Origin of the sequence: Vallitalea longa (assembly GCF_027923465.1) — a bacterium.
GTDB classification, from domain to species: Bacteria; Bacillota; Clostridia; order Lachnospirales; family Vallitaleaceae; genus Vallitalea; species Vallitalea longa.
The window spans coordinates 99,441-124,943 of sequence record NZ_BRLB01000015.1; the positions used below are offsets into that span (position 1 = coordinate 99,441).

Consider the following 25,503-nt stretch of genomic DNA (forward strand, 5'->3'; position numbering starts at 1 on the left):
AATAAAATAGTTACACCCTTAGTCCCTCGCAAAGTTTTTACGTAAATAATACGTAAGTGTATAAGATTAAATAGGTATTCTGACTTTAATGATTTCCTATAACGAAAAACATTACACAGTGGCGTGACCGTTCAGGATTCTAACCTGATTCCCTTTAAAGATATTATTAACATCTTTAAACATATTGCTATTCAATCATTATATTTAATTGTTAGTATTCACAGATAAGAACTATGAATCACTATCCTTTTCTAATAATCAATTAATCTAATAATAAATCATATAATGCTGCATGTCAATGTATTCATCTATGATTGAGGTTATCTTGATTTTATCCTATCAACCAATCTAATTCAATATCATCAATAATCCATCTATCACCCTTTTTTATCATATGGAAAATATATTTGAACAAATTATCTTCGTCCTCATACATAAGTATGGCTATTTTATTTTCTTCATCAATGTCAAAATTCATTTCAGGTCCTATTTCACTACTATTTTGTAATACATAATGTAAACATCCAAAAGATGTATCTATCTTATCAGCTTCTTCATCTTGACATAACTCATTCAAACGTTCAACAATCTCTATTGAATCCAAATCCAGTGACCTCAACTGTAAATATTGCATGGTTACTTCTTTTATAGTAATTGGATATGGTGGTAAATCAAATGATATTCTATCTAATTGAAACTTTTCACCTATCAGATTGTAATAATAATTAACATGGTAATGGTATGTATAGCTATCTGATCTACTTTTTTTATATCCATCATATTGACCATCCTGGTTTTCATCAACTAAAACATCCTCACCATCCCCAGAAGGGCAAACACAGCAATCTATCTTATAAATCTTATCATCTTTTAATCCATAAAGGACAAATCCTTGTATATTTACACCGTTTGTTAATCCACAATATAAATATTTATTGGGAAGGTTATCTAGTTTTACCAGATTAATATTATTAATAGAATACCCTGTACTAACATAATCACCCTCTAATTCCTTGACATTTCCTTCTTTCAATCTCAAAACATATACTTCAGAAAAATATTCATAACTCAAATCGTTATTTATTAGACTTGTTCCGATTATGAATTCCGATACCCCATCAACATCCATATCCTCTTCCTTGAAATATACTATTTGTGTATCACTATCTTTTTTATTAATGTATTCTATAATTTCTTCTGGTATAGCATCATATGCTCTTTTATTCTTACTATCCTCTTCTTGATCCTCATTATCTTTATTGTCTCCATTAACACTAATAACACGATTTCCAACCCATTCATCAATTGTTTTTGGTGGTTCATTACTAAATTTTTCATTATCTACATTGGAAAAATAACATATACCATCTTCTCCATCAATAGCTGTCATAAATTGATTCTTAATATCGTCAACCATGACGATAGCAGAATTTCCATATCCTTTTTTACCAAAAATACGGACTTTCATTCCAAGATTATCTTTATCTTCTATATCACGATAATACTGTGAAATATCAATGAATTCCTCATAATATTCTCCTACCAACTCTTTAAATATATCTTCTTGCTCATTTTTGTAACAAATCCCCACTGATTTAGCTGATGGTAAAGGTGTTTCTATAAGTTCAGCTAACTCTGTTCTATTATTTTTTGTATCCTCATTATCTGCTTCATCATTATCTTCATCAGGTAGTTCTTTTTGCTCAATTCCCAAATTAGCATTATTAATAATAGTTCTATTATTATTAGTATCATTCTTTGAATCACATCCTGATAAGACAGCTATACTAACTATTATCATAATAAGAATAAAATTTAATTTTTTCATTGTATATTCTCCTTATTCATGATATGCATTTTAATTTTTCAATAATCAAATAAAATTCAAGTCTATTTAAGTATACTATTCGAGATAATCATAGTCAAGTTTGGTAAATCAGATGATATATATAGTAAAATAATACATGTAGCGATATAATAACATTGACATTGTCACTAAACTATGTTACTATTTCTTTAAAATTCAATAGTTCTTTGAAGGTGCTTTTTTTATGTTATACATAATTAACTAAAAAAGATAATAGGGAATGAGGTGTGAGTCCTCTACAGCCCCCGCTACTGTAAGTAGGGATGAAATCTTAGATATATCACTGGGAAACTGGGAAGATTAAGAGAGTAAAATGAACTACAAGTCAGGAAACCTGCCTACAAAATTTATGTAACTAACTTCGGTGGGAAGATACGATTACATTAATTAATTAAATTATTATAAAAATTAGTTAATTTAATTTGTTAATATAACTTACAACGATTAGTTGTAAGTTTTTTTGTTTTGGGGTTATTTCATAAATAATGTACTCCTAAGAAGACCTATTAAATAAATCATAATTATTTCTTTATAATAAAATATTTAGGAGGATTTTAATAATGAAAAATATGAAACGATTAGCTGTTCTATTGATATTCATACTAACAGTAACTTCATTTACTGGATGCTCAAAAAAAGAGGATTCTTCCAAAACTACTGTTACTGATGAGGATAATACAGTTGATACCGATAAGAATAATAACAACGAAAAAGAATCTGACACTTCTGCTGACACAGATAAAGAAGCACAAAAAAATGATAGTGAAGAATTACCTGATTTCATAATTGAAGATACTGACACAACCATTACATACATCAATCCTATGGGTAATGAACAAACAGTAACTAAAAACCCAGAAAAAGTTGTTGTTCTTATGAACTCCATATTAGATATATGGTATCTATCAGGTGGAGAAGCCATTGCTAGAGTAAGTGGTTCAACTAATGTACCAGAAGCTGCAAAGGATATTGAAGACGTTGGAAAAGTTAATGCACCTAGCGTTGAAAAAATATTATCTCTAGAACCTGACTTAGTGATATTAAGTTCAGGAAGAAGTCAACATGTAGAAATGGAAGATATATTAAAAGATAATAACATTGAATATGCCTATGTTGACGTAAGCACGAATCCATATGATAGCTTTATCGATGTTTTGAGAATATTTACTAAGATAACAGGTAGAGATGACATCTACGAAACAGAAATCAAAGAATTAGAAGATAACGTAACTACAATATGCGATAAAGTCAAAGATGAAGAAAAACCTAATGTAGTAATATTATTCGGTTCATCAAAATATGTAAAAGCTCAACTTCCTAATGGATTAGTAGGAAATATGGTTGAAATGCTTGGAGCTAATAATATAATTACAGACGCACCTGTTAAAAACAGTTCGACTGTTGATTTTAGTTTAGAAAAAATATTAGAAGAAGATCCTGATGTAATATTAGTAGTTCCTATGGGTGATCTTGAAAAAGTTAAAACTCGTATGAAAGAAGATTTGGAATCCAATGACGCTTGGGGAACTCTTACTGCTGTCAAAGAAGGTAATATACATTATTTACCACCAGAATTATTCCACTACAAGCCTAATGCAAGATATCCTGAAGCATTTGAATATCTAGCTAAAATATTATATCCTCAGGTATTTGAAAAATGAAAAAGATAAATAATAGACATTCATTTAAGATCACCATAATATTAATATTAGTTATCATCACTATATTATCTTTCTTATTCAGCATAAGTCTAGGTGCTCTTAAAATATCTATTCCAGAGATTTTAAAAGCTATATTTATTGATCGTACAGGAGTTAACAGAAACATCATATGGAAAGTTAGAGTTCCAAGATCACTTGTAGCTGGGACTGTAGGTATATGTCTATCCTTGGCTGGAGGCATCTTACAAGGGGTCATGAGAAACCCCTTGGCCTCACCAAACACAATTGGTGTTTCCTCTGGTGCTGGGTTAGGTGCTATTTTCATACTTGTCATATTTCCTTCTTACGACTTTCTTGTTACACCCGTTGCTTTTGCTTTTGCATTATTAACTACTATGTTGATATATATCCTTTCATGGAAAAATGGAATCAAACCTCTAAGACTTATTCTGGCAGGTATAGCTGTATCGTCATTCCTAAGTGCTTGGATCAATGCTATTCTAATATTTTTTCCAGACAGGGTACAAAATGCTCTAGGATTCATGGTGGGCAGTTTAGCTGCTAAGACTTGGAAAGATTTTTATGCTCTATGGCCCTATGCTCTATTTGGATTGATTGTATCTATTCTATTATCCAAGAAATTGAACATACTCATGCTCGGTGACGAAATAGCTACAGGACTCGGAATAAAAATAGAAAGATTAAGAAAAATATTTATTGCATTAGCTTCACTACTTGCAGCAAGCGCAGCGAGTAATGTTGGACTATTAGGATTTGTTGGATTAATTGTACCCCACATAACAAGACTAATTATAGGTTCTGATTATAAGTATCTATTTCCAGCAAGTGCTTTACTTGGAGCATCTCTATTGATGATATGTGATACGATAGCTAGAATTGTAATGGATCCTATAGAAATACCTGTGGGTATTGTAATGTCAATGCTAGGCGCACCATTTTTTATATTCTTATTGAGAGGCGGGCTCAAAAATCGTGTTAAGAACTAATTCAATAACAATCAATTATGGAAAAAACAATATAATAAAAGACCTTTCTCTTAACATAAAAAAAGGTTCAATAAATACTATGATAGGCACTAATGGTTGTGGAAAGTCAACCATATTAAAAGCTTTATCCAGAAATTTGAAACCTCAATATGGTGATGTGTATCTTAATGGAAAATCAATCTTTCAAATGGATACTAAGCTATTAGCGAAAGATATGTCCATACTGCCTCAATCTCCTACTGCACCAGATGATTTCACCGTATTTGATTTAGTAAGCTACGGAAGATATCCTCACCTAGATTGGACTGCTAAACTTCATAAAGAAGATTATGATATTATAAATTGGTCCATTAATCTAACTAAATTAGAACATCTAAAAGATAGACAAGTCACAACTCTATCAGGTGGAGAACGTCAAAGAGCATGGATTGCCATGGCCCTATGTCAAAAACCCAAAATACTATTACTCGATGAACCAACAACATATCTTGACATAAGTCATCAATTCGAGGTTCTAGAATTAGTTAAAAACCTCAATAAGTCAATGGGTCTAACTATAGTAATGGTACTACACGACCTCAATCAAGCTGCCAGATATTCGGATAATATCATAGTTATAAAAGACGGCAACATATACAAACAAGGTCCTCCCCAAAATATCATCACAGAACAAATACTACAAGACGTATTCAAACTCGACGTAAGAATAATATTAGACGAATACAATAATTGTCCCTTCTTCATCCCCATAATGAACCACCAACTACCCAACAAACTAACCTCATAAGGTCTACCCTTAATAAAAAAATCTTTAACTAATAGTAAAATTATTCAAATGTAACGAAATAGTTAGTTTTACTCTCCAAGTAAAACTAACTATTAATCTTTCTATCTATATAAATAACCCCATTCTCCTGAATCACTACCAAACTAACTTCTTTCACGTAAGAAGGGTAAAGTATTAAAATCACGCAGACCGACCGCTTCTCAGGGTAAGGCAAGTGATTTTAATACTTTACCCTGACCCCTTACATCACTTTTATCTCAAAATCCGCATAACTCTCTATTCCATGTTCCTCTATATCTAACCCCACATTTTCCTCTTTCTTATTAACTCTCAAACCTATAGTTAAATCTACCACTTTAAAAATTATAAAAGCTATAGATATAACCCAACCCGCTACAGAAACCACACCTAATGCTTGAACTCCTAATTGTTTGAGGCCTCCACCATAGAATAGACCTAGACCTACTTCTGCATCTGCAGAAAACAAACCAACACAGATAGTTCCAAGAGCACCACATATTCCATGTACACCAATCGCTCCTACTGGATCATCAATTTTCAATACCTTATCAATAAATTCAATACCGAATATTATAGCGACACCTGCAATGGTACCAATAAATACAGCTCCTACAGGAGTAACTACAGCACAACCTGCTGTTATTGCAACTAATCCTGCTAATGCACCATTTAATGTCATTGACACATCTGGTTTTTTGTATCTTACCCAAGTGATGATCATTGTAACAATTGCTGAAATTGCTGCTGCTAAATTAGTTGTAACGAATATCTTTGATATTGATGCGATATCACCTGTTGATGAAGCAGCTAACTGTGAACCTGGATTAAATCCAAACCATCCAAACCACAATATGAATACTCCTAATGCACCTAATGTCAAACTATGTCCCGGTATCGCTCTTGACTTCCCATCTTTAGAATATTTACCTATACGGGGACCAATGATAGAAGCTCCAACTAGAGCGCACCAACCTCCTACTGAATGGACAACTGTTGAACCTGCAAAATCATGGAATCCAAGATTACTTAACCAGCCACCACCCCAAATCCAATGTCCAGCAACTGGATAAATTATTACTGATATGAAGAAACTATATATCAAGTATGATATGAATTTAGTTCTTTCTGCCATAGCACCTGACACTATAGTTGCTGCTGTTGCGCAAAATACTGTTTGGAATATCAGGGAAGTATAATCACCACTTTTCATGAAAAACAGATCAGGAGTTCCAATCAATCCTCCTATTGTCTTACCATACATTAACCCATATCCTATTATCCAGAACATTATTGAACCTATTGCAAAATCCATTAAGTTTTTCATTATGATGTTACCCGCATTCTTAGATCTTGTAAAACCAGTTTCAACCATTGCAAATCCCGCTTGCATAAAAAACACCAACGTTGTAGCTATTAAAATCCAAATATTATCTAATATAAATTTTATTTCTTCCATTAATTTTCACTCCTATTTTATTATATTAACTTTATAAAGCCTCTACACCTTCTTCTCCAGTACGAACCTTAATAACATTTTCTACTGGATAAATAAAAATCTTTCCATCGCCTATTTCACCTGTTCTAAGTACTTTTTTAGCTGTTTCAACTACCTTTTCAACAGGTACTTCACAGACTACTACCTCTATTTTAGATTTTGGTAATAAATCTATACTGTATTTATTTCCCCTATAATATTCTGTCTTACCCTTTTGTTGCCCACATCCTAATACATGTGAAAAAGTCATGCCAGTAATACCAATTTCGTTGAAAGCTTCTTTTAGATCTTCCACTTTACTAGGTCTTGTGATAATATCAATTTTTGTTATCTTACTCATAATAACCTCCTTCATAATAAGAAAAACCATTAAACATTTGCTACACATACCAAATAGGAAACTTTCTTTCCTAATTCTACAAAAAAAGGCCTATATACCCTATTACAGGTATATAGACCACTTTGTCTATTAATTAATTCAATACATCATTGTATTATAAATATGTAGAAAACAAATCTTATTTTCCTTGATTTTTCTTAATTAAATATATATTCATTATATACTATTTTCTTCATATGTCAATAGCAATATAATAAATTATGCAATTTTTACTCGCTTATCCTTCATATATAGTCATTTAAGACTAGCTTTATAACTATTCAATGCCCTTTTTTATAATTATATTTTATAAAAAATGAATAACAAGCAAGTACGTCTTTCATTTTTCTTTTGTATACATATGTAATATAATGCTGCTAGATATATCTTATCAGGTCCCCCACACTTTCTTTATCCATTTTGTTTATGCTCATCTTAATTATTATCCTGATGATGATATAATAAATTGGAATTATTATGATTGTCCAATAAGGAAATTCAAATACGAATCCACTATTCTCAGGAAGTCTTGCAAAGTTATCAAAACCTAATTTGGATATAACATAACCTATTGGGACACCAATTATCGTTATGAAAAATATCAGTATATTACCTTCAAAGACAAGATATTTTTTAAACTGTCTTTTTGTCATTCCCACAGCTCTCAATACTCCAAAATCTTTTTTTCTATTTATAATGGACGTATATATTATATTAATCATCATAAACAGACTTATTGCTGCTATTATAGCTACTAGACCATACATCAACAGTACAAGGTAAAACCTCTTATCTTCCATCTTTTTTAGTTCTTCATCAATACAAGATACATGAACCTTATTGTTATCTTCAAATCTATTCTTGATTTTTTGTTTTACATTATTATAATAATCTTCATCAATATTCATGCAAACACGACTATACTCTAATTCTTCCTTACTATAGTTATTGTCAATGAAATCACTACTAACCAATAAAGGAGGTGTGATATATTTACTCCATTTATATTTACTGATTTCACCAACAATCTCAACCACCTGACTATTAATCGTGAAAGTCTCTCCCACCTTATAGTCATATTCATTAAAAGTATCTAGGTCAAAAACCATACACCAATTTTTCATTCTTCTTAATTCCTCAATAGTGTAAGGTGTTCTCATATATTTATACATGGCTTCCAGCATATTATCATTATAACTATATAGTACAATATCTGCATCCTCATGGTTATCTTGGTATTCCTGAAGTTTCTGAACTTTTTCTTGGTAATTATCAGTAATTGTCACTTCACTAGTAGGTATTTTGGCATCTTCAGTTACACTTATAAATTCATTTTCTATTCCCTCAATTTTATCAATATATATCATATCATTGTTATCTATATGATATACGTCTATATCTCCAATAAATCCTCTCGTTACCATATCATCTGAAGTAGTATAGGATACATAATGGGTAACGTAAATGAATAGTATAACATTGATACTCATGGTTATTACAGATAATATGGTTTTAAAGATATTGTTATTCAGATTAGCATATGCAAGCTTCAAAACAGGGCTTTTCAAGCCAATCTTTTTTCTTTTGCTTTTCTTGACCTTAATCTTGTCTACATAATGTATTGAATTCACTATAGACATTCTTTTTACTTTTCTGCTAGGTATTTTTATTGCTAACCAAACAGCTCCCCCTTGAAGAATGAGTGTAACTATTAATAAAATAAGGTAACTATTATTTTCTAATCCTATTGAAAAATAGGTTTTCGTATATTCCCAGAAACTGAATTTACTATCATTAGTACCTTTGAACCAATTGATGAATGTATATATATTAAATACGATTCCTATAGGAATGCCTATGACAATACCTTTTAGATAATAATGCAACCCTTCTTTCAAGAATAACTTCTTCAATTGTCTATTAGTCATTCCTACTGCTTTCAGTAGTCCTATTGTATTAACTCTTTGAACTATATTATAAGTGAATATATTACTTACTGTGATAATACTTAGAAACGTAACCAATAATGCTATAACAAGATATTCACTCATATTTCTTTGAGTTCCGTATTTGGTTTGTATGTTTTCTGCATCTATGCCAGACTTTTCTGCTATACCTCTAATCAAGCTTGTTTTATCCAGTGTGTCTATAACTGAAAAATACATATAACTAGAAACCTCATCTTCACCAATATCATTTATGTACTCATCACTTATGAATCCTTTTCTCTTGCTAATATCATAACCTCTATCTTTAATAATACCAGTTAACAAAAATTCTTTTGATTGGACTTTGTTATCCTCATCAATTAAGTTAAGTACGACCTTATCTCCTATACCTACTTGTTTTTCTCTTATAGAGCTTTCTGTGAGAGCTATTTCATCTGATTTTTTGGGATAAGTTCCAGACTGTATTCTATAATTGAACTTATCCATATATTCTTCATTAACATTTTGTAAATAAAATGTTTTATTCTCATTATTATAGGTGGCTTTTCTATTGAGTTGGTTACAAACAGTGTGAATAATGATATTTTCATTATTACTTACAACATCCATCTGACGCTTCGTAACATTCATATAGTATCCATCATATATAGCGAATTTTCGTTCATAGTGCATAATATCATTAGTGATACTCATAACATAGAAATTCCCTATCGTCAAAACCAATACAGTAGATAATACTATAGACCATATTACTAATCGTCTTCTTAATCTGGAAGAGTCTAGATAAGCTTTCGCCAGGTTTTGTATACATTTCATATTATCTACTCTCCTTAACGATTCTTCCATCATTTATCAGTAAGATTCTGTCTGCTTCCTGAGCTATCTTTTCATCATGGGTAATTAAGATGAGTGTCTGATTATATGATTTTACTGTTTTTTTCAGTAGATGAAGTACTTCTTCGCTATTCTCTGAATCAAGATTTCCTGTGGGTTCATCCGCTAGGATAATAGAAGGATTAGAAGCTAGAGCTCTAGCTATTGCTACTCTCTGTTGTTGTCCTCCCGATAAAGCATTAGGCAGATGATCTTTACGGTCATATATCTTCAATGTTTTCATCAATTCAGTTATGTATTTCTTGTCAACATCTCTTCCATCCAGCTCTATAGGAAGAACTATATTTTCCCATGTATTGATTATGGGTACAAGATTATAACTCTGAAATACGAAACCTATATTCCTTCTTCTGAAAATTGTTCTTTTTGTCTCGTCCATATTATTGATATTCGTATTATCAATTAGTACTTTTCCCTGTGTCGGTTGTTCAAGACCTCCTATAAGATTAAGGAATGTAGTCTTACCAGACCCTGATGGACCTGCAATAACTATGAACTCCCCTTTACTTACTTTCAAATTAATATCGTCGACAGCTTTTACTGTATATTCTTTTCCTACGAAGTATTTTTTCAATCCAATCGTTTTTAGCATTTCCATTTATCGTACCTCCCAGTTATTTATGTATAATGATAAACTATTTTTCAATATCTATTATTATACAGCAGCATTCTGTCAACTCCATTACAGTTATTATGACAAAGTTGTAATTTTAATCTCTCATGTCTCATGTCTCATAGATTAATATTTGAACTATAATTAGCCGTAGAATTTTTAACTATAGAATATCAATTCGAACCTTGACCCCTTATCTAATTCTGAATATACCTTTATTGTTCCATCTTGACTTTTCATTATTTCTTTCGCCAGATATAATCCAATGCCAATTCCTTTATCTATACCTGTTTTGTCACTTTTATAGAATCTGTCAAAAATAAAAGGTATATCATTTTTATCAATACCTCTTCCATTATCATTAATTATTATTTTATTTGACATGACAGTTTTTACGCATTCAATCGTAATAGTTCCCTCTATATCAGTATATTTAACAGCATTATCCAATATATTGGTGATTGCTTCTTTTGTCCACTTGGCATCATAACAGAATATGTTATTATGATTATTCTTCATATTGATTTCTATATCTTTCTCTCTTGCTGATACATATATTGAATTAACTGCTTCCGTTATTGTCTTATTTATATTGTTTTCCTTAATATTTATTTGAATAAGTCCTGTTTCCAACTTGGATATATCTGTCAGCGACTCGACGAACCATTCAACTTTATGGATCTCATCACTCATCTTAGAAATCATATTCAACTTTTTCTCTTCACCGATTTCATTATTTTGGAGAAGGGAGTTGAATAATTTTATTGCTGCAACAGGTGTCTTCAGTTGATGTGTTATTTCTGTAACTAGAGTATTCAATCTTTTCTTCTCATTGTTTACACATTCTCTATTACTATTTAATTTGCATATGAGTGTGTTCAGTTGATACTCTATACTGTATAAAATACCTTCGTCATAGTCAGATACATATTCCTTGGTGCTGTCATAATTGCCATTAATGGCTAACGTTACATTCTTATTGACCGTACTTAATCTCGTATATATATATTTGATGGTCCTATATCCTATAAAAGCACTGCTGAAAATTATTATGCAAATCATGAGTTTATAAACAATGTACTTATATCTTCTTAGAGATTCAAACTCTACATATATCTCCAAAATATCTATTACCATAATCAATAAAAATGTAATCATATAAATTCCTAATAATACTATCACATTTTTTTTGATATTATTATCGTTCCATAACTCCTTCATCGTTTTTCACACCTCTGATTCCATGTATAGCCCAGACCTCTAATTGTTTTTATGTATTCTGGTCTTGATTTATCATCTTCAATCTTAGCCCTTATACGTTTGATATTGACTGCAATGGCATTTTCATCAACATAGTTTTCAGCATCATCCCATACATGAGTAAGAATCTGTTCTTTAGTTACGATTCTTAAGGAATTTTCCAGAAGCAGTTTCAACAATTTATATTCTGTAATTGATATTGGGATATTTTCATTATCTTTAGTTAATCTAACCTCATTCAAATAGAAATATATATCATTTGATACAAGTACAGAGTAAGATTTCTTATCAATACGTCTGAAAATGGCATTCATTCTAGATATCAAAACACTTAGTGTAAATGGTTTCGTAATGTAGTCATCCGCTCCCATATCCAGTCCCGTAACAACATTAAGTTCTTCACTTAATCCTGTAAGAAATATTATTGGAACGTCACTTCCCATACGTATGTATTTGCATAGGTCATATCCTGAACCATCTGGAAGATCTATATCAAGTATTACCAAGTCGAATACTTGATTATTGAATGTTTTTTTCCCGTCCAGTATGAACTTACTGATTGTTACATCATAGTTATTAGATTGTAATGCTATATCAATTCCATAAGCCAAAGCCTCATCATCTTCAACTAATAATATTTTTTTCATTATATTTCCTCCAAATTAATCCATAACTCAACTTACCCACATTTAATTTTAATGCAGGAATTAAAAGGACCATAGGTTTGAAGCCCAGTACATAACATTTGTTTTTCTAATCTATACTTATTATACTTGTTATTGATATAATCGTCTACCTATCATCAATACAGTGTTAGCTAATTTTTATTATAGTCACTTATATAAATAATCAAAATTATACAAGTCTTCTATTGTTAATTAATTTACTACATGTAACTTCAAGGATTTTTATAATAGTATCTTATGGAATATTTCGTAATCATTATAAATTCTATTTAAATAGTGACCTTGCTATGATATACTTAAGGCTAAATATCAAAAATTACATCTTCAAGTTTCATGGATGAGTTGATATTTTGGGATATAATAAATTTAAAGAGGTGATTTTATGAATCAAAGAGAAAGAATGCTAAAAGGACTCCCTTACAAAGCAAGCCTTGATGGCTTAAAAGAAGATAGATTGGAAAACAAGAAAAAGATATATGCATATAATAATCTGAATCCAGATAAAATTGAGGATACGAAAAAAATCATAAAAAACATATTAGGAAAAACAGGTGAAAATGTCTATATTGAACAACCTTTTCATTGTGATTACGGGTATAATATTGAAGTGGGAAATAACTTCTATGCAAATTATAACTGTATCATGTTAGATGTAGGGAAAATAACTATAGGAGAAAATGTAATGTTGGCTCCTAATGTTTCAATATATACTGCTGGTCATCCAATCCATCCTGATTCACGAAACTCTGGTTATGAGTATGGGATTTCCGTTTCTATAGGAAACAATGTGTGGATAGGTGGTAATGTTGTTATTAATCCTGGTGTCAATATTGGTGATAACGTTGTAATAGGTTCTGGTAGTGTAGTAACAAAGGACATTCCAGCTAATATGATCGCAGTAGGCAATCCTTGTAAAGTGATTCGCGAGATAACTGAAGAGGATAGGAAATATTATTATAAAGATAAAATTTTTGACGTTGATGATTATATTGTAGAATGAGAATAAATAATCTTAATGTTTTTTTATAAAAGTCTAATTGTAATTCTGGATAATAAAATTTTAATTAAACTGTATGATGCTAAAGTGCTAATCTAAAATAATTTAGTTAGCACTTTATAATATGTTAATTCAGCTTTCTATCTATAATTAGCTTACCAGCATATACTATTGAAGTGAAAAAGTTGAGATATTAATATTTTATTGTTACAACTGGTTTTATTAAATCAGTAGGTTTGTCTTTCATTAGATATAATGCTTTTTCTATATTTTTAAATCCTTCAAATCTATGAGTTATTAATTTACTTGGATCTAATTTATTGTATTTAACTAAGTTAGCTAATTTTTCTGTTTTCACTCTTCCTCCAGGTGTTAACCCACCAAGAATATTTTTATGACCCATACCAACTCCCCATTCAATTCTAGGAATTTTAATATAGTCTCCCGAACCTAGGTAATTGATATTTCCGATTTTTCCTCCAGCACGAACTATTTTAACTGCTTGTGAAATAGTATCTACGTTACCACCAGCAATAATGACTTTATCAACACCCTCACCATTGGTTAAATTCAATATTTGATCTACGATATCTCCTTTTTTATAGTTAACAATATCTGTAGCGCCATAATATTTAGCAGCTTCAACACAAATTGGACGACTTCCAACAGCAATTATTCTTGCAGCTCCTTTTAGATTTGCACCTGCAACACCCATCAAACCGACTGGACCTATTCCAATACATGCAACTGCATCTCCAAATGTTATATCTGTTAACTCAGAACCGCTAAATCCAGTGATAACCATATCAGATATCATACATGCAACACCAGGATCCATACCTTCTGGTAAATGCGCTAAATTGGCATCAGCTTCGTTCACATGAAAATATTCAGCAAATACGCCATCTTTGAAATTAGAGAATTTCCATCCTGCTAACATTCCACCTGAATGTTGTGGAAAACCTAATTGAGCTTCTTGACTTCCCCAGTCAGGAGTAATAGCTGGAACAATAACTTTATCACCTGGTTTGAAATCTTTAACCAGACTACCTACTTCAACAACTTCACCGACAGCCTCATGTCCTAAAATCATGTTTTTTCTATCTCCAAGTGCTCCTGCCCAAACTGTATGGACATCAGAACTACAAGGTGCTATAGCAATAGGTCTTAATATAGCATCTAACGGTCCAGCAACAGGTTTCTCCTTTTCTATCCAACCTGTTTTTCCGATACTTAACATTGCGTAACCTTTCATCAATAATTCCTCCTTAAGCCATTTATTATAGTAGATTCTATGATATGCGAGATTGTTTGTTAATTAACAAACAATCTTTTATCTAATATTGTATCACTAATATAACTAAAATGCAAAACTTTTACAGTATTACTTCTATTAATACTGATTTATACCCATCCGTATAGGAATTTAATGCTAATTTATTTAATTTGAATTAGATGTATAAATTTACGCTTAATAATAATGTTAATTTGTTAACAAAAATAAGAGTTTTTAGAATTAAAAAATATTTTATTATACCCCTATACTTATTATAATTATCTGGAATTTACAATTGCTTTTTTAATATTTTATAGTTTATAACAAGTAAAGATAACAAAAACTGTTAATGATATTAGTGATATTATCATTAACAGCTTTATCATTTTATATATAAGATATATTATTATATTAATTTCTTTCTATATATGCTATTTATTACAATGCTAGACTTGAATATTTTAGAATAACCATTCTTTTACGGTATTATCATAAAACCATTGATTTATATCAGTGTTAAAGACAAAATCATCTTTGGTTATTGTGATATTCTCTGGATACCAATCATCGTTTCCAACTTTTTTTAACCATGCTTTTGTAATTACGGCGTCAGGTAATTTGGAGTATTCTATTGAATACCAATCATCATCACCTTTTTCAAAATCATTGTAATCTGGTTTATCCAACATACTTTCTTGAATTGTACCGTCACTTAATTGCATACCAAAATATACATCACTATCTGTTCCATAGGAATCAAATAGATTACCATCTTTGGTTTTTATACGAACATCGACTTTATCCAAAATAAAATTGCAATCAGAGACAACTATATCAATACCTGTATTACCTATAAACCAACTATTAAGAGGTTTTAAGAAATGGCATTGATTATCGCTACTTGATACTTCTACCTCTAAAGGATACCAGTTATCTTCAGCACTTCCTGCTTCCCATCCTCTTTGTTTTCGTATCCATGCTTTTCTTATTTCAGAGCCGGCTGATTTTTCTAACACTACAGTATATGTATCATTATCACCTTTTTCATGATCATTGTAACCTGACTTGTCCAACTTCCATTCGTGCATTCTACCATTTTTTAATTCAACACCGAAGTATACATCATTATCCGTTCCATAAGAATCAGTTAATGCTCCATCTTTTGTTTTGACACGAACATCAAGAGCAATATCACTATCATACGTATTACTACATACAGAAGATGGGTTTGCAATCTCTTTTGCAAATCGATATAAAACTCTAGCTATTCCTCTTTGAGCGCTTTTCATTGTAATATCTGCAACACCATTCCACGTAGATTCATCATCTGCTACAAAATTATTATGGTATTGCTCATATCCGATTATAGCTCTAACATCACATTCCTTAGTTATGAAATCTGGTAGATATTCATCTTCTAATGTATCTGAATAATTAGATGTACTAGTATTACCACCTAGTGTATTTATAGTATATTGCTCTTTATTGTCTTCTACATATGTTTCAAATGTACTATGTTTTGTAATATGTTCTTGAGTACCACCAATAGCATTTGATGCATGATGAGGATTACATAAGTCCGCAAAATAATGCATTGCATTTCCTAAAGTATATATTGCATCATTGTAATTTCCGCTCTTCCAATATTGTAATGCCCATCCTATGTATTCTTTTGAACGATATTCAGCTGTTTGATATATATAATCTAGAAATGCGAGTTCTCCTTCACTTGAAGCAGTAAAATTAGATTTGGTATAGGGGTCATAGAAATGATCTTGATATAAAGAAAAATTTTTGTCATCAAAATCTGGCATAATAGAACCAAGTTTAAAATTTTCAATAGATACTTTTAATCTATTGATTACATCCATGAATTCGCTATTATTTCTGTCATCTGAACTTAAATCATTTTCTAAAATCTGCAAACCTTGAGTGACTAACAAAGTATGTGTGTTTGGATCTTGGTCAAGTTCACCAGCCCATCCAAATACTGAAGTTGAAATTAATTGTACCATCAAAACTACTCCTGCTGTAAAAACACTTGCTCTTTTCAAACAATTTTTCATAATAATATGACCTCCATTTTACAACTATTTGTACATTTTCTATAATTATACATTAAATAGAGGTATATATCAATTTACTTAATGATAAATTCATGTTAAATATATGTTATAAAACATTTTTACGCATAATTAATATAATTATCAATCAATAGTCTGTATATCCATCATTTTTGGAACAAAAGAGGCTATGCATCGTTCTGCAAAACAGATTTATCCGTTAAGACCTATAAGATTAAACAAAGCCTTCTTATTAATATTTTGTAATTATTAACAAGAAGGCTCATTTGATGTTTTTACATATATACTCAACTCTACCACTTAAATTTTCTTGAGAGAAAGTTAATTAAAAAAGCTTTTTATTTAGTAAAATATTGTACTCCTGATTTAAATATCATTTGGTCTTTATTACCTATGATGTTTTTAGCGACATTAGTTCCAATACGTTCAGAATGTCCCATTTTACCAAGTATTCTTCCATCTGGACTTGTTATTCCTTCTATAGCATATAATGAACCATTTGGATTATATCTAATATCCATTGTTGGATTACCATTTTGGTCAACATATTGTGTAGCCACTTGGCCATTGTCAAATAGTTTTTTAGCTATCGTTTCATTCACTATGAATCTACCTTCACCATGAGATACAGGTATGGCATGTATGTCACCAACATTTACATTAGCTAACCAAGGTGATTTGTTGCTTATTATTTTGGTATCGACCATACAGGATATATGTCTGCCGATTGTATTATAAGTAAGCGTTGGATCACTATTATTAAGTTCTCTAATTTCTCCATATGGTACAAGTCCTAGTTTAATTAGAGACTGGAAGCCATTACATATACCTAGCATAAGTCCATCTCTATTATTCAGAAGTTCTAGTACAGCATTTTTGATTTTTTCATTTCTGAATATAGTCGCAATGAATTTACCTGAACCTTCTGGTTCATCTCCAGCACTGAAACCTCCCGGTATCATTACAATCTGACTATCGCCTATTTTAGTTGCCATTTCTGTAATAGAATCTTTTATATCTTTTGAAGTGAGATTCTTGAAAACCAACATATCTACTTCCGCACCAGCATTTTCAAATGCTTTGGCTGAATCATATTCACAATTGGTACCTGGAAACACAGGAATAAATACTTTTGGCTTAGCAATCTTATTTTTACATATATATATATTATCTTTCTTATACAATTTATCAATAACAGGATTATCCTCATTAGTCTTAGTTGGATATACATCTTCTAGAGTATTAGTCCATGTGTCAATTATTTCGTAAAGACATATATTTTCATTATTGAACTTGATAACTGAATCTTTAGTTGTACAACCAATATATCTATAATTTAGTTCATCCAATAATTCTTTATAATCGACATCTTTATCCATTTCCAATAAAATACTTCCGTATTCTCTATTATATAAAGTACTTTCTTCAATTGACTCATCTATAGTAACACCTATTTTGTTACCCATAGCCATTTTAGAGATAGCTTCAACCAATCCACCATATCCAACTGTATGTGCTGCTAATATCTTACCATCTTCTATGAGTTCATGTATCTTGGAGTAATTTTTCTTGAGTTCTTCCAAATCAGGTAAATCATATGAGTCCTTTGATAATGGTACATATATAAGATTACTGTCAATTTTCTTTAATTCAGGTGAGATGACTTTGTTTACATCTACAACATCTACAGCAAAAGAAACTAGTGTAGGGGGAACATCTATATCATTGAATGTACCTGACATACTGTCTTTCCCTCCTATTGAAGGAAGTCTTAACATCTCTTGAACATGATATGCACCAAGCAATGCACTAAATGGTTCTCCCCATCTGCTCTTATCTTTACCAAGACGTTTAAAATATTCTTGGAAAGTGAATCTTATATTCTTATAATCTCCACCAGTAACAACAATTTTAGCTATTGACTCCACTATAGAATATACAGCTCCATGATAAGGACTCCATGACATAAGGTATGGATTATAACCATAACTCATTATAGTACCTGTTGAAGTATCTCCATCAAGTAAAGGTATCTTAGCAGTCATAGTTTCAGTTGGAGTCAATTGATATTTGCCACCATAAGGCATAAAAACACTTGATGCTCCAATGGAACTGTCAAATTTCTCAGCTAATCCTTTTTGAGATGCTACATTGATATCTCCAATTATATCTAACCATTTCTCTTTTACATTTTCACCCTTGACTTGTGTTTCTTCAAAATAATTATCTTCTTCTTTTGGTGATAGAACGTGTACATCTGTTACCGCCTTCGCACCATTAGTATCTAAGAACTCTCTACTGATATTTACAATATCATTACCATTCCATTTCATAACGAGTTTTTTCTCTTGTGTTACGTTAGCCACAATAACAGCTTCTAAATTTTCTCTGTTAGCACAAGAAATGAATTCATCAACATCATTTTTATCAACAACTACTGCCATTCTTTCTTGTGATTCAGAGATAGCAAGTTCCGTTCCATCTAGTCCAGCATATTTTTTAGGTACTTTATCAAGATCTATAATCAATCCGTCTGCCAATTCACCTATAGCAACTGATACTCCTCCAGCTCCGAAATCATTACATTTCTTAATCATAGTACTAACTTTTTTATCTCTAAACAAACGTTGTATTTTTCTTTCAGTAGGTGGATTACCTTTTTGTACTTCTGCTCCACATGTATGAATTGAATCTTCTGTATGTTCTTTAGAAGAACCTGTTGCTCCACCACAACCGTCTCTTCCAGTTCTTCCACCTAATAATATAATTATATCTCCTTCATCAGAAGTCTCTCTTATTACATTCTCTCTAGGTGCTGCTGCAATAACTGCTCCAATTTCCATATGTTTGGCTACATAATTGGGATGATATATTTCATGAACCTTACCTGTCGCAAGACCTATTTGATTGCCATAAGAACTGTAACCATGAGAACTTTCTGTTACTATCTTTTTCTGAGATAATTTCCCGGGTAATGTTTCATTAAGTGGTGTTCTTGGATCTGCCGCTCCTGTTACTCTCATAGCTTGATATACATAAGAACGTCCTGACAATGGATCTCTGATTGCTCCGCCAAGACAAGTTGCAGCTCCACCAAATGGTTCTATTTCTGTTGGATGATTATGTGTTTCATTCTTGAACATCACTAACCATTCTTGGTCTTTTCCGTCTACATCTACATTAACTACAATACTGCAAGCATTGATTTCTTCTGAAACTTCAAGATCATCTATATATCCTTCTGCTCTAAGTTTTTTCATAGCCAATAATGCAATATCCATAAGACAAACATCTTTCTTATCAGCCTTATCTCCTAGAACTTCATTTCTATCTTCTATATATTTTTTATATGTTAATTCAACAGGTTCGTTATACTTACCCTCTTCAAAAGTAACATTTTCTATAGCTGTTTGAAATGTGGTGTGTCTACAGTGATCAGACCAATAAGTGTCTAGGACTCTGATTTCTGTAATTGTGGGATTTCTTTTTTCAGTATTTGCAAAATATTCTTGAGTGAACAATAAATCGTCTGCACTCATGGCAAGTCCCAATTGTTTCCATAACTCTTCAATCTGATTTTTTCCCATTTCAATAAAACCGTCTACTATTGAAACTGTTTCTGGAATATCGAACTTCAAATCCAATGTTTCTGGTTTATCCAACATAGCTTCTCTTGAATCTACTGGGTTAATATAGTATTTCTTTATTTTGTTTATATCAGCATCACTTAATTTGCCTTGTACTACTATTACTTTTGCAACTCTAACAATTGGACTGACATCTACATTTAATATTTTAATACATTGAGCAGCTTGATCTGCCCTTTGGTCATACTGCCCTGGTAAGTATTCTACTGCAAAAGCTGTTTCATCTTCATTAAGTGTCATAACTTCTTCTGTTAGTATATCTACTTGAGGTTCTGAAAAAATGGTTTTCAAAGCACTTTTGTAAGCTTCATCTGTTATATGAGCTACATCATATCTATTAACTATTCTTATATTCTCTAAATTATTTAATGACAAATTACTTTTAAAATCATTAAGCAAATGTTTTGCTTCTATATTACAACCTGTCTTTTTCTCTACAAAAACTCTTTTAATGGTATCCATCATTGACCTCCTAAGGTTTTTAATTTTATAATAATAATAATATTTCTAACCTATATCAAAATATTCTTTAACTAACTCCAAATCCAATCTCATATTTTTTTCATAATAGCTTTTTACAGTTTTTATAAAATGCTATCAAAAATATTATTCCGAATAACTATTACACGTTTACTTTATAATAATAACATGCTATGATTATTAAGTAAAATTAATAATACTAATATCATTTATAAGGAGAACTAATTAATGAATATTAATTTCGAACTCTATAAAGTCTTTTATTATGTGGCAACTACCTTGAGTTTTTCTAAAGCATCGACCAAATTATTTATCTCTCAATCAGCAGTGAGTCAATCTATTAAAACTTTGGAAAAAAATCTTAATACAACTTTATTCAATAGAAATACCAAAAGAGTGACTCTTACTCATGAAGGTGAACTTCTATTACAGCATGTTGAACCTGCTATCAATCTAATTCACAATGGAGAAAACAACATCATGGAAACTAAGGCTCTTAATCAAGGTAAAATCCATATAGGCGCAAGTGATACTATATGTAAGTATATTCTTCTCCCTTATTTCAAGAAATTTCATTCTAGGTACCCTAACATACATTTACAAGTTACCAACAGAACTTCAATCAGATGTGTTGATTTATTAAAACAAGGTAATGTGGATTTTATTGTTACTAATATTCCCAATAATAATATAGATGATTCTATGGAAGTTATTGAATTTCTTGAATTTCAAGATGTTTTTATCGCTGGAAATGATTTTGCAGAATTAAGAAATAAGTTTGTTTCACTGAAAGAACTATTGAAGTATCCTTTATTGATGTTGGAGAAAAATACTACTACAAGTCAATATATCTACAATGTTTTCAAAGATAATGGGCTTTCATTATCTCCTGAGATAGAGCTTACCAGTATTGAACTTCTTGTAGAACTTGCTAAGATTAATCTTGGTATTTCTTTGGTACCAGATTATTGTTTACAAGACAATTTGTTGGAAGATGTTTTTCCATTAGAGATTAATGAAAAACTTCCTAGAAGGGGGTTAGCTGTTGTTATGAAGAGAGATATTCCTTTGTCTATTGCTGGGAAAAAATTTGTTGAGTTTATAAGTCGGGGATAATTGGGGAATAGTCTGGGTATAGGGTATTATAATAACTTGCCTTACCCAAAAAGCGGTCGGTCTGCGTTATTATAATACCCTATACCCTTCTATAGTACAAGATGTAATTTTTTTTTAGTTAGTTGGGTAGTTGGTTTTACTCTATTTAGTCTATATATAGGCAACTATTTAGTAACTCTATTTAATTTCTCACGTGATTTCTGTCTTGCAACGTAAGAGGGGTAAAGTATTACAATCACGCAGACCGACCGCTTTTTGGGTAAGACAAGTGATTGTAACACTTTTCTCTGACTTACTCCCCCTCAAAATCCTACTTACTCATTTTTTCGAAAATAATTTCAGCCGCAGTATTAACTAACTTCTTGTCCATCTCAACAAATTGAGCACTAATTATTTCTTTCAACTTATCCATTACTATATAATAGATATCCCCTTCATCCATATCTTGTAAATTCATATCATGTTTTTTGGCAAAATCATCTAAGCTATAATTATCTCCGAACCATTCAATTATTCTATCTATACTACTATCCCTATGAGTAATAGTTTTAGTTTCCTTACCAACTCTAGTTGCACTATTGATAGCTATTATAATGAATGCTATACCTACTGCCAGTATTATTCCAGAAAATAAGTATTTGTTACTGAAACTAATAGTTATCACTTCTGTCATAGCAAGTATACCACCAACCAATAACACAGCTCCTATGATACCGAATGAATAGACACTTGATTTCAGGTCTTTCAACTTCGTATCATCTTTATAATCTTCTGTTTCATATTCATTAGTGACTTCTTCTTCATCATCCTCTAAATCTTCATCTTTTTTGTCTTTAGCTTTAGTAAGCATATAACCTTTTAGATATTTGATTGATTCGTCGATTTCTTTGTCTGTAACTAAAATAGAAAAATAGTAACCGTTTTCTTCCTCTTCATCTTCAATTTTTTCATATTTTACTTCTTGTACACCACTGTATTCTAGATATTCTTTTAATTCAACTGCCTGTTCTTCTTTATTCGCTTTAATTAATGTTCTCCATTCAACTATATCATCTAAACTATCCACTAGTTCGACTTTACAATCTGCACATAATTTGACTCCTTCTTCATATTCACATTTGCACTTTGGACACCATGGCATAAAAAGCTCCTCCTAATCTATTAATTAATATATCTACTGTTATTATACTAGACGCTCTATAACCTAGCAATAAAAATTCTCAGCTTTTGAAAAATATGTAATTATTCTTAAATAAATATACCAATTCTTCAAATATATGTTAGAATAAAAATATTAGGTTGTTTAATAAATACTTTTTTCAACTTAATACATAATATATTCAACCTATACTTATGGCTTAAACTTTTAACCTTTAATATATACGGATTATATACAATCAAATAAATGATGAATACTCTTATATTGAGCTACTTGAATATTAAAGGAAAAGAGTTGAGTAATATAATTAATTATTGAGGAGGCAACGCAAAATGAATATGAAATGGAATCTTGACAAACTCTATACATCTTTTGAATGCGAAGAAATCAAAAAAGATTTTCAACTTGTAGAAAAACTTATAGAAGATACAACAAATTTTGTAAACGTTAATACTGCAACAACTGATAATGCCAAAAACAAACTAGAAAAATATTATGAATCAAAGAATAACTTAGAAAATGTTATTAGTAGACTATATGACTATGCATATCTAACTTATAGCGTAGATACAAAAAATAATGCAGCTATAAAACAAATGGAAAAAGTTGAAAGCTATATTCCTAAACTCACTATTTTAGATGTAAAAATACAAAAATGGCTAAATAAGCTTGATGGTCTAGATGAAATTATTGCATCTTCTGATTACTTGAAAGAACATGAGTACATAATCAAAAGCAATAAAAAATTAGCACAATATCTATTAAGTGACGAAGAAGAACAGTTAATCGCAGAAATGCAGAATACTGGTTCTAATGCTTGGTCTAAATTACAAGAGACAGTAACATCTTCACTATTAGTTGATTACGAAGATGAAAAGTTACCTTTGACAGTAATTAGAAATTATGCTTATGATTCATCCGCTGAAAAAAGAAAAAAAGCTTATGAAGCAGAATTAGAAGCATATAAAAAAATTGACCAATCTTCAGCAGCATGCTTAAATGCTATTAAGGGAGAAGTAATTACTTTAGCTAAAAAAAGAGGTTATTCTTCACCTCTTGATATGACTCTTGTTGGTTCAAGAATGGATAAAGAAACTCTTGATGCTATGATAACTGCTATAAAAGAATATCTGCCTTCTTTCCATATGTATCTTAAAAAGAAAGCCAAAATGCTTGGACATGAAAAAGGACTTCCTTTCTATGACTTGTTTGCTCCAGTAGGGGAAGTTGATATGCAATATACTTTTGAAGAAGCTAAAGATTTTGTTGTTTCTAATTTTACTTCTTTCAGTAACAAACTTGGTAACTTTGCAAATAATGCTTTTGAAAATAGATGGATTGATGCAGAACCTAGAGAAGGTAAAATAGGTGGTGCTTATTGTAGTAATCTTCACTGTATAAAAGAAAGTAGAATCATGGCTAATTTCTCAGGAAGTCTTAATGATGTTACTACATTAGCACATGAATTAGGACATGGATACCATGGAGACTGCCTCAAAGATGAATCCAGCCTCAATAGTGATTATCCTATGCCAATAGCAGAAACTGCTTCAATTTTCTGTGAAACCATAGTAATGAATGCAGCTCTTAAGAATGCTACTGATGAAGAAGCACTTGTTATATTAGAAAATGATCTTATGGGTTCTAACCAAACTATAGTAGACATATATAGCCGTTACTTATTTGAAACTGCTTTATTTGAAAATAGAAAAACTTCTTCATTATCAGTGGATGAATTGAAAGAAATAATGTTAGATGCACAAAAAGAAGCATATGGTGATGGTCTAGACCATAATGTGTTACACCCTTATATGTGGACATGCAAACCTCATTACTATTTTTCAGATGCTAACTTCTATAATTTCCCATATGCCTTTGGCTTATTATTTGCAAAAGGATTATATGCTAAATACCTAGAAATGGGTAGTGATTTCATACCTAAATATGATGAATTGCTTAATGCGACAGGTAAGAATAATGTCAAAGATGTATTAGCAATAATGGATATTGATTCACATGATGTTGATTTCTGGAGAAGTTCACTTGAAATAGTAAAAAAAGATATAGATAAATTTTTAGCTTTATAACAAAATCTATCTATAGAAACATAAACTGCAATCAATAA

General features: G+C 30.8%; 15 protein-coding genes, 2 pseudogenes and 2 riboswitches. Of the genes and pseudogenes, 6 read left to right on the forward strand and 11 right to left on the reverse strand.

What is annotated here, in order from left to right; translation table 11 throughout:
- Positions 1-52 precede the first annotated feature (52 nt).
- Positions 53-194: riboswitch (cobalamin riboswitch) on the reverse strand.
- Between the two features lie 137 nt (positions 195-331).
- Complete coding sequence (locus QMG30_RS19070) at positions 332-1,828, reverse strand: hypothetical protein (protein WP_281818194.1); 1,497 nt, start codon at positions 1,826-1,828, stop codon at positions 332-334.
- Between the two features lie 193 nt (positions 1,829-2,021).
- A riboswitch (cobalamin riboswitch) is annotated at positions 2,022-2,223 on the forward strand.
- A gap of 204 nt (positions 2,224-2,427) precedes the next feature.
- Here QMG30_RS19070 and QMG30_RS19075 point away from each other — a divergent pair.
- The 3 genes from QMG30_RS19075 to QMG30_RS19085 are packed head-to-tail and all read left to right on the forward strand — an operon-like array spanning position 2,428 to position 5,322.
- Positions 2,428-3,528 (forward strand): ABC transporter substrate-binding protein, encoded by a 1,101-nt coding sequence (locus QMG30_RS19075; RefSeq protein WP_281818197.1) that lies wholly within the window; start codon positions 2,428-2,430, stop codon positions 3,526-3,528.
- A complete protein-coding gene (locus QMG30_RS19080; RefSeq protein ID WP_281818200.1) occupies positions 3,525-4,535 on the forward strand; it encodes a FecCD family ABC transporter permease in 1,011 nt (336 codons plus the stop codon). Before QMG30_RS19075 ends, QMG30_RS19080 begins: the two co-directional genes overlap by 4 nt.
- On the forward strand, positions 4,522-5,322 hold the full coding sequence (locus QMG30_RS19085; RefSeq protein ID WP_281818201.1) for an ABC transporter ATP-binding protein: 801 nt from the start codon (positions 4,522-4,524) through the stop codon (positions 5,320-5,322). Before QMG30_RS19080 ends, QMG30_RS19085 begins: the two co-directional genes overlap by 14 nt.
- Before the next feature lie 259 nt (positions 5,323-5,581).
- Here QMG30_RS19085 and QMG30_RS19090 read toward each other — a convergent pair.
- From QMG30_RS19090 to QMG30_RS19115, 6 genes and pseudogenes are all read right to left on the reverse strand, one after another.
- A pseudogene (locus QMG30_RS19090) lies at positions 5,582-6,799 on the reverse strand (ammonium transporter); the annotation flags it as partial.
- Positions 6,800-6,830: 31 nt separating this feature from the next.
- Positions 6,831-7,172 (reverse strand): annotated as a pseudogene (locus tag QMG30_RS19095) (P-II family nitrogen regulator); the annotation flags it as partial.
- A gap of 422 nt (positions 7,173-7,594) precedes the next feature.
- A complete protein-coding gene (locus QMG30_RS19100) occupies positions 7,595-9,982 on the reverse strand; it encodes an ABC transporter permease (RefSeq protein ID WP_281818203.1) in 2,388 nt (795 codons plus the stop codon).
- Between the two features lies 1 nt (position 9,983).
- On the reverse strand, positions 9,984-10,658 hold the full coding sequence (locus tag QMG30_RS19105) for an ABC transporter ATP-binding protein (RefSeq protein ID WP_281818205.1): 675 nt from the start codon (positions 10,656-10,658) through the stop codon (positions 9,984-9,986).
- A 174-nt stretch (positions 10,659-10,832) separates the two neighbouring features.
- Positions 10,833-11,894: a sensor histidine kinase gene (locus tag QMG30_RS19110; RefSeq protein WP_281818207.1), complete on the reverse strand. Its 1,062-nt coding sequence runs from the start codon at positions 11,892-11,894 to the stop codon at positions 10,833-10,835.
- On the reverse strand, positions 11,891-12,580 hold the full coding sequence (locus QMG30_RS19115; protein WP_281818209.1) for a response regulator transcription factor: 690 nt from the start codon (positions 12,578-12,580) through the stop codon (positions 11,891-11,893). The genes QMG30_RS19110 and QMG30_RS19115 overlap by 4 nt, the downstream gene beginning before the upstream one ends.
- Positions 12,581-13,001: 421 nt before the next feature.
- On the opposite strand from QMG30_RS19115, the gene QMG30_RS19120 reads away from it, so the two are divergent.
- Positions 13,002-13,619, forward strand: coding sequence for a sugar O-acetyltransferase (locus QMG30_RS19120; RefSeq protein ID WP_281818210.1), 618 nt, complete (start codon positions 13,002-13,004; stop codon positions 13,617-13,619).
- Positions 13,620-13,809: 190 nt separating this feature from the next.
- On the opposite strand, the gene QMG30_RS19125 is transcribed toward QMG30_RS19120, so the two are convergent.
- The 3 genes from QMG30_RS19125 to QMG30_RS19135 form a co-directional block, all read right to left on the reverse strand.
- The gene (locus QMG30_RS19125; RefSeq protein WP_281818211.1) at positions 13,810-14,871 is read right to left on the reverse strand and encodes an NAD(P)-dependent alcohol dehydrogenase; all 1,062 of its coding nucleotides are present in this window, start codon (positions 14,869-14,871) and stop codon (positions 13,810-13,812) included.
- Between the two features lie 482 nt (positions 14,872-15,353).
- Positions 15,354-16,958, reverse strand: a complete 1,605-nt coding sequence (locus QMG30_RS19130; protein ID WP_281818213.1) for a zinc dependent phospholipase C family protein — start codon at positions 16,956-16,958, stop codon at positions 15,354-15,356.
- Between the two features lie 356 nt (positions 16,959-17,314).
- Positions 17,315-21,085, reverse strand: a complete 3,771-nt coding sequence (locus QMG30_RS19135; RefSeq protein WP_330680793.1) for a phosphoribosylformylglycinamidine synthase — start codon at positions 21,083-21,085, stop codon at positions 17,315-17,317.
- A 246-nt stretch (positions 21,086-21,331) separates the two neighbouring features.
- On the opposite strand from QMG30_RS19135, the gene QMG30_RS19140 reads away from it, so the two are divergent.
- On the forward strand, positions 21,332-22,219 hold the full coding sequence (locus QMG30_RS19140; protein ID WP_281818222.1) for a LysR family transcriptional regulator: 888 nt from the start codon (positions 21,332-21,334) through the stop codon (positions 22,217-22,219).
- Positions 22,220-22,529: 310 nt separating this feature from the next.
- Here QMG30_RS19140 and QMG30_RS19145 read toward each other — a convergent pair whose 3' ends face one another.
- On the reverse strand, positions 22,530-23,360 hold the full coding sequence (locus QMG30_RS19145; protein WP_281818224.1) for a hypothetical protein: 831 nt from the start codon (positions 23,358-23,360) through the stop codon (positions 22,530-22,532).
- A gap of 350 nt (positions 23,361-23,710) precedes the next feature.
- Here QMG30_RS19145 and QMG30_RS19150 point away from each other — a divergent pair, with 350 nt between their 5' ends.
- Positions 23,711-25,465 carry a M3 family oligoendopeptidase gene (locus tag QMG30_RS19150; RefSeq protein WP_281818226.1) on the forward strand — a complete coding sequence of 585 codons (1,755 nt, stop codon included), beginning with the start codon at positions 23,711-23,713 and terminating at the stop codon, positions 25,463-25,465.
- The last annotated feature ends 38 nt before the right edge of the window (positions 25,466-25,503 follow it).